This window comes from Streptomyces tatrensis (genome assembly GCF_049310065.1).
Classification (GTDB): Bacteria; Actinomycetota; Actinomycetes; order Streptomycetales; family Streptomycetaceae; genus Streptomyces.
Genome location: NZ_JBMDLB010000011.1, coordinates 3,314,951 through 3,328,969, shown reverse-complemented (window position 1 = coordinate 3,328,969; position 14,019 = coordinate 3,314,951). Strand labels below are relative to the sequence as shown.

9 protein-coding genes, 2 tRNA genes and 2 pseudogenes are annotated in these 14,019 nt (G+C 73.2%); 10 read left to right on the top strand and 3 right to left on the bottom strand.

Annotated elements, in window-relative coordinates:
• Positions 1 to 12 precede the first annotated feature (12 nt).
• The 9 genes and pseudogenes from ACODT5_RS30915 (at position 13) to ACODT5_RS30875 (ending at position 11,187) form a co-directional block, all read left to right on the top strand.
• Positions 13 to 85, top strand: a tRNA-Ala gene (locus ACODT5_RS30915).
• Between the two features lie 136 nt (positions 86 to 221).
• On the top strand, positions 222 to 455 hold the full coding sequence (locus ACODT5_RS30910; protein WP_007264019.1) for a hypothetical protein: 234 nt from the start codon (positions 222 to 224) through the stop codon (positions 453 to 455).
• Positions 456 to 664: 209 nt separating this feature from the next.
• Positions 665 to 737: transfer RNA gene (locus tag ACODT5_RS30905), tRNA-Ala, on the top strand.
• A 302-nt stretch (positions 738 to 1,039) separates the two neighbouring features.
• Positions 1,040 to 3,913, top strand: coding sequence for a leucine--tRNA ligase (leuS, locus tag ACODT5_RS30900; protein WP_422522432.1), 2,874 nt, complete (start codon positions 1,040 to 1,042; stop codon positions 3,911 to 3,913).
• 124 nt (positions 3,914 to 4,037) lie between these two features.
• Positions 4,038 to 4,712 (top strand): hypothetical protein, encoded by a 675-nt coding sequence (locus ACODT5_RS30895; protein WP_422522431.1) that lies wholly within the window; start codon positions 4,038 to 4,040, stop codon positions 4,710 to 4,712.
• An 815-nt stretch (positions 4,713 to 5,527) separates the two neighbouring features.
• Complete coding sequence (locus tag ACODT5_RS30890) at positions 5,528 to 6,373, top strand: DegV family protein (RefSeq protein ID WP_422522430.1); 846 nt, start codon at positions 5,528 to 5,530, stop codon at positions 6,371 to 6,373.
• A 98-nt stretch (positions 6,374 to 6,471) separates the two neighbouring features.
• On the top strand, positions 6,472 to 7,482 hold the full coding sequence (locus ACODT5_RS30885) for a ComEA family DNA-binding protein (RefSeq protein WP_422522429.1): 1,011 nt from the start codon (positions 6,472 to 6,474) through the stop codon (positions 7,480 to 7,482).
• A 473-nt stretch (positions 7,483 to 7,955) separates the two neighbouring features.
• Positions 7,956 to 10,169: pseudogene (locus ACODT5_RS30880) on the top strand (ComEC/Rec2 family competence protein); the annotation flags it as partial.
• A 136-nt stretch (positions 10,170 to 10,305) separates the two neighbouring features.
• The gene (locus tag ACODT5_RS30875) at positions 10,306 to 11,187 is read left to right on the top strand and encodes a YceI family protein (RefSeq protein WP_422522428.1); all 882 of its coding nucleotides are present in this window, start codon (positions 10,306 to 10,308) and stop codon (positions 11,185 to 11,187) included.
• A gap of 119 nt (positions 11,188 to 11,306) precedes the next feature.
• Here ACODT5_RS30875 and ACODT5_RS30870 read toward each other — a convergent pair whose 3' ends face one another.
• From ACODT5_RS30870 to ACODT5_RS30860, 3 genes and pseudogenes are all read right to left on the bottom strand, one after another.
• Entirely contained in the window at positions 11,307 to 11,741 is a 435-nt protein-coding gene (locus tag ACODT5_RS30870) for a hypothetical protein (protein WP_422522427.1), read from the bottom strand.
• A 7-nt stretch (positions 11,742 to 11,748) separates the two neighbouring features.
• Positions 11,749 to 11,865: pseudogene (locus ACODT5_RS46990) on the bottom strand (amidase domain-containing protein); the annotation flags it as partial.
• Positions 11,866 to 12,184: 319 nt separating this feature from the next.
• Entirely contained in the window at positions 12,185 to 12,427 is a 243-nt protein-coding gene (locus ACODT5_RS30860) for a hypothetical protein (protein WP_422522426.1), read from the bottom strand.
• A 74-nt stretch (positions 12,428 to 12,501) separates the two neighbouring features.
• On the opposite strand from ACODT5_RS30860, the gene holA reads away from it, so the two are divergent.
• Positions 12,502 to 13,494 (top strand): DNA polymerase III subunit delta, encoded by a 993-nt coding sequence (gene holA / locus ACODT5_RS30855; RefSeq protein ID WP_422522425.1) that lies wholly within the window; start codon positions 12,502 to 12,504, stop codon positions 13,492 to 13,494.
• Positions 13,495 to 14,019 lie beyond the last annotated feature (525 nt).

Genomic DNA, 14,019 nt, shown 5'->3' with positions numbered 1-14,019 from the left:
GTCGCGGAGAGCGGGGCTATAGCTCAGTTGGTAGAGCGCCTGCATGGCATGCAGGAGGTCTGGAGTTCAATTCTCCATAGCTCCACAATCAAGATCCCGTCCCCAACAGGGGGCGGGATCTTTGCTTTTGTCCACAGCTGCCCGAGCGAGCACCGGCATGGCAGAATCGGACGGCCGGAGGGGGACGACGACGGCCCGACGCGGGAGGGAGTCGCTGACGGATGGGTGCACACCGGCGGCGGTGCGACTGGTGCAACAACGGCACGCCGATCGTGCGGGACATGGAGCCGGTCAACCCCGACTACCAGTACTGGTGCGAGGAGTGCGCGCGGGCGCTGATCATAAAAGGCGACCCCATCGAGACGTACCGCGAACTGGAGGGCGAGCCGATCTACGGGCGGCTGCTCGACGAACACTGCACGCTGAAGCGGTTCTACCAGTTCGCGCGGGCGTGACGCGGGGACGCGCAGCGGCGTGACGCAGGGCTGCGCAGCGGCGTGGCGCAGGGATGCGCAATGAGCCGGGGCATGTGACGGATCGCCATGAAACGGACATGGCCCGGGGCGCGCGGAAACCGATTTTTGGACCAGGGCCATCACCGTGTAATGTTTGGGATGTCGCCAAGGGGCACCGGAAACGGGCCACGAAGCGGCAGGCAAGACAAGGGGCTATAGCTCAGTTGGTAGAGCGCCTGCATGGCATGCAGGAGGTCTGGAGTTCAATTCTCCATAGCTCCACAGTGAAGAAGCGGGCCACCGGAAACGGTGGCCCGCTTTTCGTTGTGCGCCCACAGGTTGTGCGCCCACAGGTTGTGGGTCCACCGGCCGTGCGTCCGCCCGCCGGAAGGGCAGAGCGCCCGTCGGGGCCGCTGCGGTACCCTGACGCCATGCGTGCCGTACGCCTTCTGCTTACCGAGCCGCGCTGAACAGTTCCGACCCCACGAAGCGGTCGGCCCCGGCGCGGCGCCCCCTCCTGTGCGAGGGGTTTTTTCGTTTGGGCAGCAGAACCGGCAGAGACGATCGATGGAGCTTCAGGAATCATGAGCGAGACGAACACCCCGGCCCCCGAGGCGGCCGAGGCGCACCGTTACACGGCTGCCATGGCCGCCGACATCGAGGCACGCTGGCAGGACGTATGGGACGCGCAGGGCACCTACGAGGCCCCGAACCCGACCGGTGACCTGGCCGGCGACCCCGCGGTCGTGGCGCGCCCCAAGAAGTTCATCATGGACATGTTCCCGTACCCCTCGGGCGCGGGCCTGCACGTCGGCCACCCGCTCGGGTACATCGCCACCGACGTCTTCGCCCGCCACCAGCGGATGACCGGCCACAACGTCCTGCACACCCTGGGCTTCGACGCCTTCGGCCTGCCGGCCGAGCAGTACGCCGTGCAGACCGGTACGCACCCGCGCGTGTCGACCGAGGCGAACATCGAGAACATGAAGGTCCAGCTGCGCCGGCTGGGTCTGGGCCACGACAAGCGCCGCTCGTTCGCGACGATCGACCCGGACTACTACAAGTGGACCCAGTGGATCTTCCTGCAGATCTACAACTCCTGGTACGACGCGGACGCCGCGAAGGCCCGGCCCATCGCCGAGCTGGTCGCCGCCTTCGAGGACGGCTCCCGCGAGCTGCCCGGCGGAGCCTCCTGGGCCGCGCTGAGCGCCGCCGAGCGGGCCGACGTACTGAACGAGTACCGGCTGGCGTACGCCTCGGACGCGCCCGTCAACTGGTGCCCCGGGCTGGGCACCGTACTGGCCAACGAGGAGGTCACCGCCGACAACCGCTCCGAGCGCGGCAACTTCCCCGTCTTCAAGTCCAAGCTGAGCCAGTGGAACATGCGGATCACGGCCTACGCCGACCGCCTGATCGACGACCTGGACGCGCTGGACTGGCCCGAGGCCATCAAGCTGCAGCAGCGCAACTGGATCGGCCGCAGCGAGGGCGCGCGCGTGGACTTCGCGGTCGGCGACGGCGACGCCATCACCGTCTTCACCACCCGCCCCGACACGCTGTTCGGCGCCACCTACATGGTGCTGGCCCCCGAGCACGAACTGGTCGCGAAGATCGTCCCGGCCGAGTGGCCCGAGGGCACCCACCAGCTGTGGACCGGCGGCAACGCGACCCCGGCCGATGCCGTGGACTCGTACCGCAAGCAGGCCGCCTCGAAGTCCGACGTCGAGCGGCAGGCCGAGGCCAAGGACAAGACCGGCGTCTTCACCGGCGCGTACGCGACCAACCCGGTCAGCGGGGACCTGGTCCCGGTCTTCATCGCGGACTACGTGCTGATGGGCTACGGCACCGGCGCGATCATGGCCGTCCCGGCGCACGACAGCCGCGACTTCGAGTTCGCGCGCGCCTTCGAGCTGCCGATGCGCTGCGTCGTCCAGCCGACGGACGACCGCGACGCGGACCCGCTGGAGTGGGAGGACGCGTTCTCCTCGTACGACGGCACCATCGTCAACTCGACGGGCGACGGCGTCTCGCTGGACGGCCTGGGCGTGGTCGAGGCCAAGGCCGCGATCACCGACTGGCTGGCCGGGCGCGGCATCGGCGAGGGCACCGTCAACTTCCGGCTGCGCGACTGGCTGTTCAGCCGCCAGCGGTACTGGGGCGAGCCCTTCCCGATCGTCTACGACGAGGACGGCGTGGCCTACCCGCTGCCCGAGTCGATGCTGCCGCTGGAACTGCCCGAGGTCGAGGACTACTCGCCGCGCACCTTCGAGCCGGACGACGCCACCTCCAAGCCGGAGACCCCGCTGTCGCGCAACGCGGAGTGGGTCAACGTCGAGCTGGACCTGGGCGACGGGCGCGGGGTGCGCCCGTTCCGGCGCGAGACCAACACCATGCCGAACTGGGCCGGCTCCTGCTGGTACGAGCTGCGCTACCTGGACCCGAACAACGGCTCGGCCCTGGTCGACCCGGAGATCGAGCAGTACTGGATGGGCCCGCGCGAGGGCCAGCCGCACGGCGGCGTCGACCTGTACGTGGGCGGCGCCGAGCACGCGGTGCTGCACCTGCTGTACGCGCGCTTCTGGTCCAAGGTGCTGTTCGACCTGGGGCACGTCTCCTCGGTGGAGCCGTTCCACAAGCTGTTCAACCAGGGCATGATCCAGGCGTACGCGTACACCGACTCGCGCGGTGTGTACGTCCCGGCGGCCGAGGTCGAGGAGCGGGACGGCGGCTACTTCTACCAGGGCGAGCCGGTCAAGCGTGAGCACGGCAAGATGGGCAAGTCCCTGAAGAACGCCGTCACGCCGGACGAGATCTGCGAGGAGTACGGCGCGGACACCCTGCGCCTGTACGAGATGGCGATGGGCCCCCTGGACGTCTCGCGTCCCTGGGACACCCGTGCCGTGGTCGGCCAGTACCGCCTGCTGCAGCGCCTGTGGCGCAACGTGGTGGACGAGGAGTCGGGCGCCGTGACGGTCGTCGACGGGGAGCCCGACGAGGCCACCCTGCGCGCGCTGCACAAGGCGATCGACGGGGTCGGCGGCGACATGGCCGGGCTGCGCTTCAACACCGCCATCGCGAAGATCACCGAGCTGAACAACACCCTGACGAAGGCGGGCCGGCCGCTGGAGCGCTCGGTCGCGGAGCGCCTGGTGCTGCTGGTGGCCCCGCTGGCGCCGCACATCGCGGAGGAGCTGTGGCAGCGCCTGGGCCACGGCGAGTCGGTCGTCCACCAGGACTTCCCGGTCGCGGACCCGGCGTACGTCGTGGACGAGAGTGTCACGTGCGTCGTCCAGATCAAGGGCAAGGTCAAGGCCCGCCTGGAGGTGTCTCCGACGATCTCGGACGCCGAGCTGGAGCAGCTGGCGCTGGGCGACGAGGCGGTCGTGGCGGCGCTGGGCGGGGCGGAGATCCGCAAGGTGATCGTGCGCGCGCCGAAGCTGGTGAACATCGTCGTCTGACGTCGCCGTCTGACGTGAGTAGGGGTAATCCCGTACGGGCAGGTTGGGGGTTCGATTGGAACCCGCGGCCTGCCCGTGGCGTTTACGGTGGAAGGGACGCAATCGGCTGGGGAAGGGACCGTTCATGGAGGAGGCCTTCATCATCGTGGCCCTGGTGCTGCTGTTCGCTTTTCTGGGGCTCGGTGTCTACGTGACGACGAAGGTGGTCAAGGCTGCCGCGCGCGGCGTGGACCGGACCATCACCCAAGCCCGCCGCACCGTGGAGGACACCACCCTGAAGGCCCGCAGCTTCGGCCAGGTCGGTGTCACGGGTGCGCTGGCCACACTGCGGCTGGACCTGCGGAACTCGATGCGGGCGACGCAGCAGGCGCTGTACGAGGGGGTCCAGACGGACGCCTCGCTGAAGGAGTCGATCGGGCTGTTCGAGCGGCTGAGCGCGCACGGGCACGAACTCGACGGCGAACTGAAGCGCCTGGAGGCGGAGCCCGACCGCCAGCGGATCGCGGCGGTCCTGCCGGACCTGCGGGAGCGCACGGCGCAGATCACGCAGGCGTCGGACTCGCTGCGCTGGGCGGCCCGCGACCGCGCCCGGCGCTTCGCGGAGGACGACCTGTCGCACCTGTCGGCCCAGATCGACGTCGAGTCGGGCGCCCTGCGGGACTGGTCCCAGGCACCGGCCGACGACCTCCCCCGCGCGACTCCCACGTGGAACACCCCGGAGCCCGCGGCCCTCTCCGAGCCCACCCCGCCCCCCCAGTACCCCTGGCAGAAGACCCGCCGCCCGGAAGCGACGACCTGATCCGGTCCCGTATCGAGAGGGAGCTTCAGCTCTAGCCCCAGCTCCGGCGGCGTTCGCGGGTCGGGGCTGGGGCGGAGCAGCATCAGGATCTTTCGGCCGGTCCGGAGGGATCCCCGGCTCCGCCGGGACTCGTCCGGCCTTGGCCGGTCCGGCGGCCTCCCCGGCCCTGCGGGGACTCTTCCGGTCTCGGCGGGTCCGGAGCCATCCCCGGCTCCGCCGGGACTCCTCCGGCCCCTCCGGGACTCCTCCGGCCCCTCCGGGACTCCTCCGGCTCCGCCGGTACTCCTCCGGCCCCTCCGGCCCTTCCGGGACTCGTCCAGCCTCGCCGGCGTTCGCAGTCCCGGATCCCTCCGGCCTTGGTGGGACTCGTCCGGCCCCGGCGGTGTTTGCAGTCCGGGATCCTTCCCGGCCTTGGTGGGACTCGTCCGGCCTCGCCGGTGTTTGCAGCGCCGGATCCTTCCGGCCCGCTGGGACACCTCCAGCCCCGCCGGCGTTTGAGGCGCGGGTCCGGGCGGAGCCCGGGGAACGGTGGAAGGGCGGGTAGGGGACCCAGCCCCGCAGGGCCGATCACCTGCTGCCGGAGCCGGTCCGGAGTCCGCCCGGATCCCGCCCCGGAGTCTGCATGGGCCTGCACGTGGGCTGTTCGCAGCCCGGCGGAACCTAGGCGGCAGTCCGGAGAAACCGGGCCGCGGCCCGGATGGAGCGCGGCGGCAGCCCAGCAGGAGCCGGGCGGCAGCCCACTCAAAGCCGGGCCCGGAGGCCCACCGGCGGACCCGGGCTGCCGGAACACCTCCACTGCCGGTAACCTCCGCCTCATGTCCCGCCATGTCGCGATCGTCACGGATTCCACGGCCTACCTGCCCCAACCGGCCATGGCGCGGCACGGAATCACCTCCGTCCCGCTGACCGTGGTCCTCGGCGACGAGGCCCTGGAAGAGGGCACCGAGATCTCGGCCAGGAGCCTCGCCCTGGCCCTGCAGAAGCGCCGCTCGGTCACCACGTCCCGCCCCAGCCCCGAGGACTTCACCCGGGCCTACCGAGAGGCCGTGGAGGCCGGTGCGACCGGCATCGTCAGCCTGCACCTGTCCGCGGAGTTCTCCGGCACCTACGACGCCGCCGTCCTCGCCGCGAAGACCGCCCCGGTGCCCGTCCGCGTCGTCGACACCGGCATGGTCGCCATGGCCCTGGGCTTCTGTGCCCTGGCCGCGGCGGAGGTGGCCGAGTCCGGGGGTTCCCTCGACGAAGCCGTCGCCGCAGCCGAGAAGCGGGCCGCCGGCATGTCCGCGTACTTCTACGTCGACACCCTCGACTACCTCCGCCGCGGCGGCCGCATCGGGGCCGCACAGGCCCTCCTCGGCTCGGCGCTCGCGGTGAAACCGCTGCTGACGCTGGACGGCGGGCGGATCGAGATGCTGGAGAAGGTGCGTACGGCCTCCAAGGCCATAGCCCGCCTGGAGGAGCTGGCCGTCGAGCGCGCCGGGTCCGGCCCCGTCGACGTGGCCGTGCACCACCTGGCGGCCCCGGAACGCGCGGAGAAGCTGGCACAGAGGCTTCGCGAGCGGATCCCCGGGCTGGTCGAGCTGCACGTCAGCGAGGTCGGCGCGGTGATCGGCGCACACACCGGACCGGGGTTGCTGGCGGCGGTCGTCTCCCCGCGCTGATCACCGGTTCGAGTGAGGGAGATATCCACAACGGCCCGGCCATCCACCGGAATTGAGGCTTCCGAACGCGTGTCGAGGTGCGGCCCTACCGTCGTGCCATGACTCTTCGTACGCGCACCTCAGGTCCCGTCGGCGCCACCAGTGGCCCCGGCCGTCCCCGGCTCTCTGACAGCCGTCTGCGGCATCGCCGCGGGCAGCGACCGGGCCACCCCGATCCCGCGGCGGTGCGGCGCCGGGCCGAAGCCCTGCTCGGAGCGGGCCGTCCCCCGGGAGCTCCGCCGCCGGTGGGCACCGCGGCCGGGGCGGAGCTCCCGGGTGCCCACGCCGTCGGGGCGGTGCTCGAGGCCGAGGCCGCGGTCCGGCCGGAGCCGTTGGTCGGGCCCGGGCCGGCGGTTCGCGTCGAAGCGCCGGCCCGGGGTGAGGGGGCGGCTCCGGCCGCCGGGGACCGGGAGGTACCCGCTGGGGCTTCACGGTGGCTCGCGGTGCGGGAGCGGCTGCCCCTGTGGCTGCAAACCCGCTGTGGGGTGGAGCCGCGCACGGTGGCCGCCGTCTCGGTGGTGCTGGTCGTCGCGGTCGGGTTCGCAGCGCAGCAGTACGGTGCGGCCCGGCCTCGGCCGGTGACCGCACCCGCCGTGGTGGCGCCCGCGGCGGCCGCCGAGCCGGCCCCGACCGCGGCGCGGGCGGGCCCCGGCGCCGGTCCCATCCTGGTGGACGTCAGCGGCAAGGTCCGGGACCCGGGAGTGCGCAAGCTCCCTCCCGGCTCGCGTGTCGACGATGCCTTGGCCGCCGCCGGGGGAGTGCGGCCCGGGACGGACACCACCGGGCTGAACCGGGCCCGCGTCCTGATGGACGGCGAGCAGGTACTGGTGGGCGCTCCCGCCCCGCCGCCGGCAGCGGGCCGGGGCGGGGCCGCCTCCGGGCCGCTGAGCCTCGGCACGGCCACGGCCGAGCAGCTGGACGGCCTGCCGGGGGTCGGCCCGGTCCTCGCGCAGCACATCGTGGACTTCCGCACGGTGCGCGGGGGCTTCCGCTCGGTGGAGGAGCTCCGGCAGGTCAACGGGATCGGCGAGCGCCGATTCGCCGATCTGCGCGAGCTGGTGCGGCCGTGAGCCGCGGTGGCGTGGCGGGGCCGGGCCCGGCCGCGCGGGGGCCGAGCGCGCGGGGCCCGTCCGGGCGGGATCCGACCGGGCGGGGGCTGGCTGGGCGCGGGCTGGTTGGGCGGGGTCCGATGCGGCGGGGTCCAGCCGGGCGGGATCCGACCGGGCGCGGGCTGGTTGGGCGTGGGCTGGCTGGGCGGGGTCCGATGCGGCGAGGTCCAGCCGGACGGGGTGCGCGTGTGCCGGGGCCGGCTGGGCTGGAAGAGGCGGGGCAGGGGCCGGCTGGGAGGGAAGTGGCGGGGCAGGGGCCGCGCGGGCGGGTGGCGGCCGGGCAGGGGTTGGCCGGGCGGGAGCAGGGGCCGGTGGATTTGCGGCTGGTGGGACCGGCTCTGGGCGTTTGGGTGGCGGCTGCCGTGGCCCTCGGGGTGCCCGTCGGCTGGAGTGCCGGGGCGGCGGGGCTGGGAGCGGGCGCGGCCGGGCTGCTGATGCTGGCGGGCCGGAGGCGCTCCGTGCCGTTCCGGACGGCCGTGGCGGCGGTCCTGCTGTGCGCGGCCGCCGGCGCCGGGGTGGCGGGCCTCCAGCGGGCCGAGGCGCGGGCCGGGCCGGTCCCGGAGCTGGCCCGGGACCATGCCCGGGTGCTGGCGGACCTCACCGTGGGCTCCGATCCGCGGACGGCCCGTACCGGGAGCGGGCCGCCGGTGGTGGTGCTCGACGCCGTGGTGACCCGGGTGACCGGGCCCGATGGTGCCCGGACCCGGGTGTCGACCCCGGTGCGGGTGCTGGCGGGGCATCCGGGGTGGGCCCGGTTGCAGCCCTCGATACGGATCGAGGTGGTGGCCAGGCTGGCCCCGGCGCGGGACGGGGAGCGGGCCGTCGCCCTGCTCCGTCCGGCCGGGGACGCCCCGCCACGGGTGACCGCCGGTCCGGACACCGTGCAGCGGATCGCCGGGCGGCTGCGGGCCGGGCTGCGCGAGGTCACCGACGGGCTGGCCCCGGACGCCAGGGCCCTGCTGCCGGGACTGGTGGTCGGGGACACCTCCCGGGTGGAGCCCGATCTGCACGACGCGTTCCGCGCCACCGATCTGCTGCACCTGCTGGCCGTCTCCGGCTCCAACCTGACCGTGGTGCTCTTCCTGCTCATCGGGGCCCCGTCCCGAGCGCAGCAGGCCGAGCGGGGCGGGCTGGCACCGCGCCTGGGGCTCTCGCTGCGGACGACGGCCCTGTGCGGGGTGGCCCTGACCCTGGCCTTCGTCGTGGTGTGCCGACCGGAGCCCAGCGTGCTGCGGGCGGCGGCCTGCGGATCGGTCACCCTGTTGGCCATCGCCACCGGGAGGCGCAGGTCCCTGATCCCGGCGCTGGCCGCCGCCGTCCTGCTGCTGGTGCTCTACGACCCCTGGCTGGCCCGGAGCTACGGCTTCCTCCTCTCCGTCCTGGCCACCGGGGCCCTGCTGACGCTGGCTCCCCGGTGGAGCGAGGCCCTGGTGCGGCGCGGCATGCGGCCCCGCTGGGCCGAGGCGCTGGCTGCTGCGGCGGCGGCCCAGGCGGTGTGTGCGCCCGTCGTCGCGGTGCTGTCGGCCCGGGTGAGCCTGGTGGCGGTGCCCTGCAATCTGCTGGCAGAGCTGGCGGCGGGACCCGCCACGGTCCTGGGGTTCGCCGCGCTGGCGGCGGCCCCGCTGTGCCGGCCGGTGGCCGAGGTGCTCGCCCGGTGTGCGGGCGTGCCCGCCGGATGGATCGCCGCCGTGGCCCGGGGCGGGGCGGGACTGCCCGGGGCGGAGCTGGGCTGGCCCGGCGGGGTGGGCGGAGGGTTGCTGCTCGCCGCGGCCACCTTGGCGGTGGTGGTGCTCGGCAGGCGGTTCGGCCGTGGGCGATGGCTCGCCCCCGCCCTGGCCGTGGTGCTGCTCCTCGCCGTACTGAGGCCGCCACTGGTCACTCGTACGGTCAAGGGCTGGCCGCCGCCCGACTGGAGCTACACCCAGTGCGCGGTCGGCCAGGGGGACGCCGCCGTACTCGCCGTGGGCCCGGGTACGGCCGTGGTGGTGGACGCGGGCCCCGAGCCCGGGCCGGTGGACGGGTGCCTGAGGGAGCTGGGCGTGAGCCGCGTGCCGATGATCCTTCTCACGCACTTCCATGCCGACCACGTGGGCGGACTGGCGGGGGTGTTGAGGGGCCGCTCGGTGGGTGTGGTGCAAGTCACCGGGCTGGAAGAACCGCCGGGGCAGGCCGCGTTCGTACGGAGGACGGCCGCGGCCGCCGGGGTGCCCGTCGTCCCTGCCGTGGAGGGGGAGCGGAGGCGGGCCGGGCCGCTGGAGTGGCAGGTGCTGTGGCCGCCGGCCACGGGCGTTCCCGCCGAGAGCCCCAACGACGCGAGCGTGGCCCTGCTGGTGCGCGGCGCGGGCCTGACCCTCCTGATGCTGGGCGACCTCGAACCGGGCTCCCAGCAGGCGTTGCTGAGGAACCATCCGGAACTGGGGCCGGTCGACGTCCTCAAGGTCGCGCACCACGGCAGCGCCCATCAGGATCCCGGGCTGTACGAGCGGATCCGGCCGCGCCTCGCGATCGTCCCGGTGGGCGCCGGGAACAGGTACGGACACCCCGCGGCGGGTACGCTCGCCCGGCTGCGGGAGTCGGGCGCGGCCGTGCTGCGCACGGACGAGGACGGTTCGGTCGCCGTCACCGGCAGCGGCCCGCGGCTGCGGGCGTTCCCGGCCATTCGGCGACGGGGACGGCACGGGCATACCAGGAGTGACCACTCCGTTTGCCCCCAACCCGACAGCATGATCGAATGCGTTTTCGCCAGAGCGGTCCAAGTCCACACAGCACGGGGGTGCATAAACCATGTTCAGTCGCAGACGGGGGATGGAGACGGCGGGAAGCGCCAGTCCCCAGACATCCGCGACACTGACGCTTCCTCATACCGCACGGCTGCTCAGCTGCCGGGTCCTCGACACGGTCCACCAGCCGGTCCGGCAGGCCAAGTTCGAGGTGACCGACCCGATAGGCCGGCGGATCGTCAGCGGGGAGACCGACCCGTACGGCGGGTTCACGGCGGCGGTGCCGGCGGGCGAGTACCGGCTGAGCGTCACGGCCGAGGGCTACGCGCCCTTCCACGGGGCGACGCTGGTGGGGGATCCGGCGCAGCCGGGCACCGGGGAGATCGTCCTGGACTCGGTGGATCCGCCGCTGCTGCCGCAGCCGGGGCACTGGGAGCTGGATCCGGGGCATTCGTCGATCGGGTTCTCGGCCCGGCACATCGGCTTCGCCCGGATCAACGGCCGGTTCAACACCTTCGCCGGCGCGGTGCGGATAGCCGAGCGCATGGAGGACTCCTCCATGCACGTGATCATCGACGCGGCGAGCATCAACACCGGGCTGCGGATGCGGGACGACCACCTGCGCTCCGCGGACTTCCTGGACGCGGCACGCCACCCGACGGTGGAGTTCTACAGCGAGCGGTTCATCCACCGCAGCGGCAGCCGCTGGTCCGTGGCGGGCGCTCTCACCCTCCACGGGGTCAGCCGGTCCGTCACCCTGGACACCCAGTACCTGGGTCTGGGTACCGGACTGGAGGGCGAGCCGAGGGCGGCCTGTCGGGCGACGGCCGAACTGAACCGCGAGGACTTCACGCTGAACTGGCAGTCGATGCTGGCGCACGGGATCGCGGCGATCGGTTCGACCGTGGAAGTGACCCTGGACGTGCAGATCGTCCACAAGGCCTGACCGAGCGGGATCCGGCGGCAGCACGCGGGGGCCGGCGGCTGCCGTGCCGCGGTGGTCCGCACATCCGCCGGATGCGCGGACCACCGCGGCGAAGAACGCCAGGTGCCGAGGGGGCGCGGTCAGCTGTCGGGCGGTGTCGTGTCCGCCGCGTTGGAGGGCGTGGGTACGACTCCGTTCAGCGGGGCCATCACCCAGTGCTCGTCCTCCCAGGTCACCGTCTCGGTCACCCGGACGGGCGCCCGGTCCGTACCGGCCGTGCCGCTGAGCGTCACCCTCCACACGCCGCTGAACTCCGACGTGCGGCTCCAGCTGACGTCCCAGTCCCTCCCGCCGTACGCGGCGATCCGGGCCTTCGCGTCCTGAGCGCCCGCCGGATGGGCATCGAGCAGTCGGGCCAGGCCGTCCTGGTCGGAGTCGTTGAGCACACGGACGTACTCCCGGAGGAAACGGTCCTGATCCGCGAGGTCGGGCCCGCCGCCGGATCCGTCACCGCTGCCGCATCCGGAGAGCAGCGCGGCACAGAGCACGCTCACCAGAAGGACGAGGACACGCACGGCTCCGTCACGTGCGGAACGCGCAGGAGGTCGAGTTGGGGTTGGACGCCGCAATGCTCGCCACCGACTTCCGGTAGGTGTTGGTGGAAGGGTAGGTGAGGTACGGGACGCCGCTGCTCCGGTAGTTGTAGCCGACGAGCAGGTTGATCTTCGGCTGCGGCTGAGCCGGCTCCGCGGTACCGGCGGCGGTCCCGCCCGGTACGGCCTCGCCGCCCTCGTCGGAGACGGTGTCGTCCGGCACCTGCACCGCGGCACGGCCGTCCGCGACGCGTGTCCCGTCCACGTCGACCTTTGTGTCGGCCGCGGTGTGGCCCCGCCCGGCTCGGCGAGCCGCGGGGTGGTCCTGTCTGCGGCGTTCGGCACGGAGGCGGGCAGCAGTGCGACGGCACGTGCCGCCGCCAGTGCAAGGGAGTTGGGGATCGTGTCGATTGCCTGGCCGACGGTTACGGGGCTTCGAGCCAGCCGTCGTACTCGGCGGCGAGTTCGTCCAGGGCCGCGGCGTCCAGCTGTTCGCGCGGGTCCTCGACGACCACCAGCCACTGGGCGTCCTCGGCGTCGTCCTCACCGGCGAGGGCGTCGCGGACCAGCTGAGGTTCCTCCGGGAGGCCGAAGCGGTCGACCACCTCCCGCGCCACCTCCTCGGCGGTGTCGCGGTCGGGCAGGACGAGTACATGTCGCACGTTCACCCGGACATTCTCGGGTACGGGGGAGGGGGCCGGGGCGCGAGGGTCTGTCAGTGCGGCGTGGGATGCTGGAGGCGATGGCCACCAGGAAGAATTCCACCGACGATCCGCTCGCCCCGATCACCCTCGCGGTGGGGCAGGAGGACCTGCTGCTCGACCGCGCCGTGCGGGAGGTCGTGACGGCGGCACGAGCCGCCGATGCCGACACGGACGTGCGTGACCTCAGCTCCGAGCAGCTCCAGCCCGGCACACTGGCCGAGTTGACCAGCCCCTCGCTCTTCTCGGAGCGCAAGGTGCTCGTCGTACGCAATGCGCAGGACCTGCTGGCCGACACGGTCAAGGAGGTCAAGGCGTACCTCGACGCACCGTTCGAGGAGATCGCCCTCGTCCTCCTGCACGCCGGCGGCGCCAAGGGCAAGGGCCTGCTGGACGCCGCGCGCAAGGCGGGTGCCCGCGAGATCGCCTGCCCGAAGATGACGAAGCCGGCGGACCGGCTGGCGTTCGTGCGGGGAGAGTTCCGGACGCTGGGCCGTTCGGCCACGCCCGAGGCCTGCCAGACGCTGGTCGACGCGATCGGCAGCGACCTGCGCGAGCTGGCGAGCGCGGCGGCGCAGCTGTGCGCGGACGTCGAGGGCACGATCGACGAGGCCGTGGTCGGCCGCTACTACACCGGCCGGGCCGAGGCCTCGAGCTTCACCGTCGCCGACCGGGCGGTGGAGGGGCGAGCCGCGGAGGCCCTGGAGGCCCTGCGGTGGTCCCTGTCCACCGGGGTGGCTCCGGTGCTGATCACCAGCGCGCTGGCCCAGGCGGTACGGGCGATCGGGAAGCTGGCCTCGGCCCCGCGCGGGGCCCGTCCCGGGGACCTCGCGCGCGACCTCGGCATGCCGCCGTGGAAGATCGACCGGGTCCGGCAGCAGATGCGGGGGTGGTCGGCGGATGGTGTCGCGGATGCTCTGCGGGCGGTGGCGGATGCGGATGCGGGTGTGAAGGGCGGGGGCGACGACCCGGAGTACGCGCTCGAGAAGGCGGTCGTCGCGGTCGCCCGGGCGGCGCGGACCCGCCGGGGCTAGCCCCGGGGCCCGGTGCTGAGTCCCTGGCCCCCGGAGCGGCCTTTGGTGTCCGCAGCCGCGCGGCCCTTGCCTCTCGGGGCTGAGCCCCTGCCCCGCCCGGAGCCGGGCGGTATCTGAGTCCCCGGTCCTGGGCAGCCGGACGGGGTGCGGGGCCGGTCTGGCGGCGCCGGTGTGCGGCTGCGGGTGGTGGGCCCTGCGGGGGTTGTCCCCTACCCGCCCTTCGCCCGTTCCCCGGGCTCCGCCCGGACCCGGTCCTCAAGCGCCGGACGGGCTGGGGTGGTGCTGTTCGGGCCTGGTTCTCACGCGCCGGACGGGCTGGGGTGGTGCTGTTCGGGCCTGGTTCTCACGCGCCGGACGGGCTGGGGTGGTGCTGTTCGGGCCTGGTTCTCACGCGCCGGACGGGCTGGGGTGGTGCTGTTCGGGCCTGGTTCTCACGCGCCGGACGGGCTGGGTTGGTGCTGTTCGGGCCTGGTTCTCACGCGCCGGACGGGCTGGGTTGGTGCTGTTCGGGCCTGGTTCTCACGC

What these genes read in the sequence shown, in the direction of transcription:
- ACODT5_RS30910 (WP_007264019.1), top strand. Translation starts at nt 222, where the DNA reads ATGGGTGCACACCGGCGGCGGTGCGACTGGTGCAACAACGGCACGCCG.
- leuS (WP_422522432.1), top strand. Translation starts at nt 1,040, where the DNA reads ATGAGCGAGACGAACACCCCGGCCCCCGAGGCGGCCGAGGCGCACCGT.
- ACODT5_RS30895 (WP_422522431.1), top strand. Translation starts at nt 4,038, where the DNA reads ATGGAGGAGGCCTTCATCATCGTGGCCCTGGTGCTGCTGTTCGCTTTT.
- ACODT5_RS30890 (WP_422522430.1), top strand. Translation starts at nt 5,528, where the DNA reads ATGTCCCGCCATGTCGCGATCGTCACGGATTCCACGGCCTACCTGCCC.
- ACODT5_RS30885 (WP_422522429.1), top strand. Translation starts at nt 6,472, where the DNA reads ATGACTCTTCGTACGCGCACCTCAGGTCCCGTCGGCGCCACCAGTGGC.
- ACODT5_RS30875 (WP_422522428.1), top strand. Translation starts at nt 10,306, where the DNA reads ATGTTCAGTCGCAGACGGGGGATGGAGACGGCGGGAAGCGCCAGTCCC.
- holA (WP_422522425.1), top strand. Translation starts at nt 12,502, where the DNA reads ATGGCCACCAGGAAGAATTCCACCGACGATCCGCTCGCCCCGATCACC.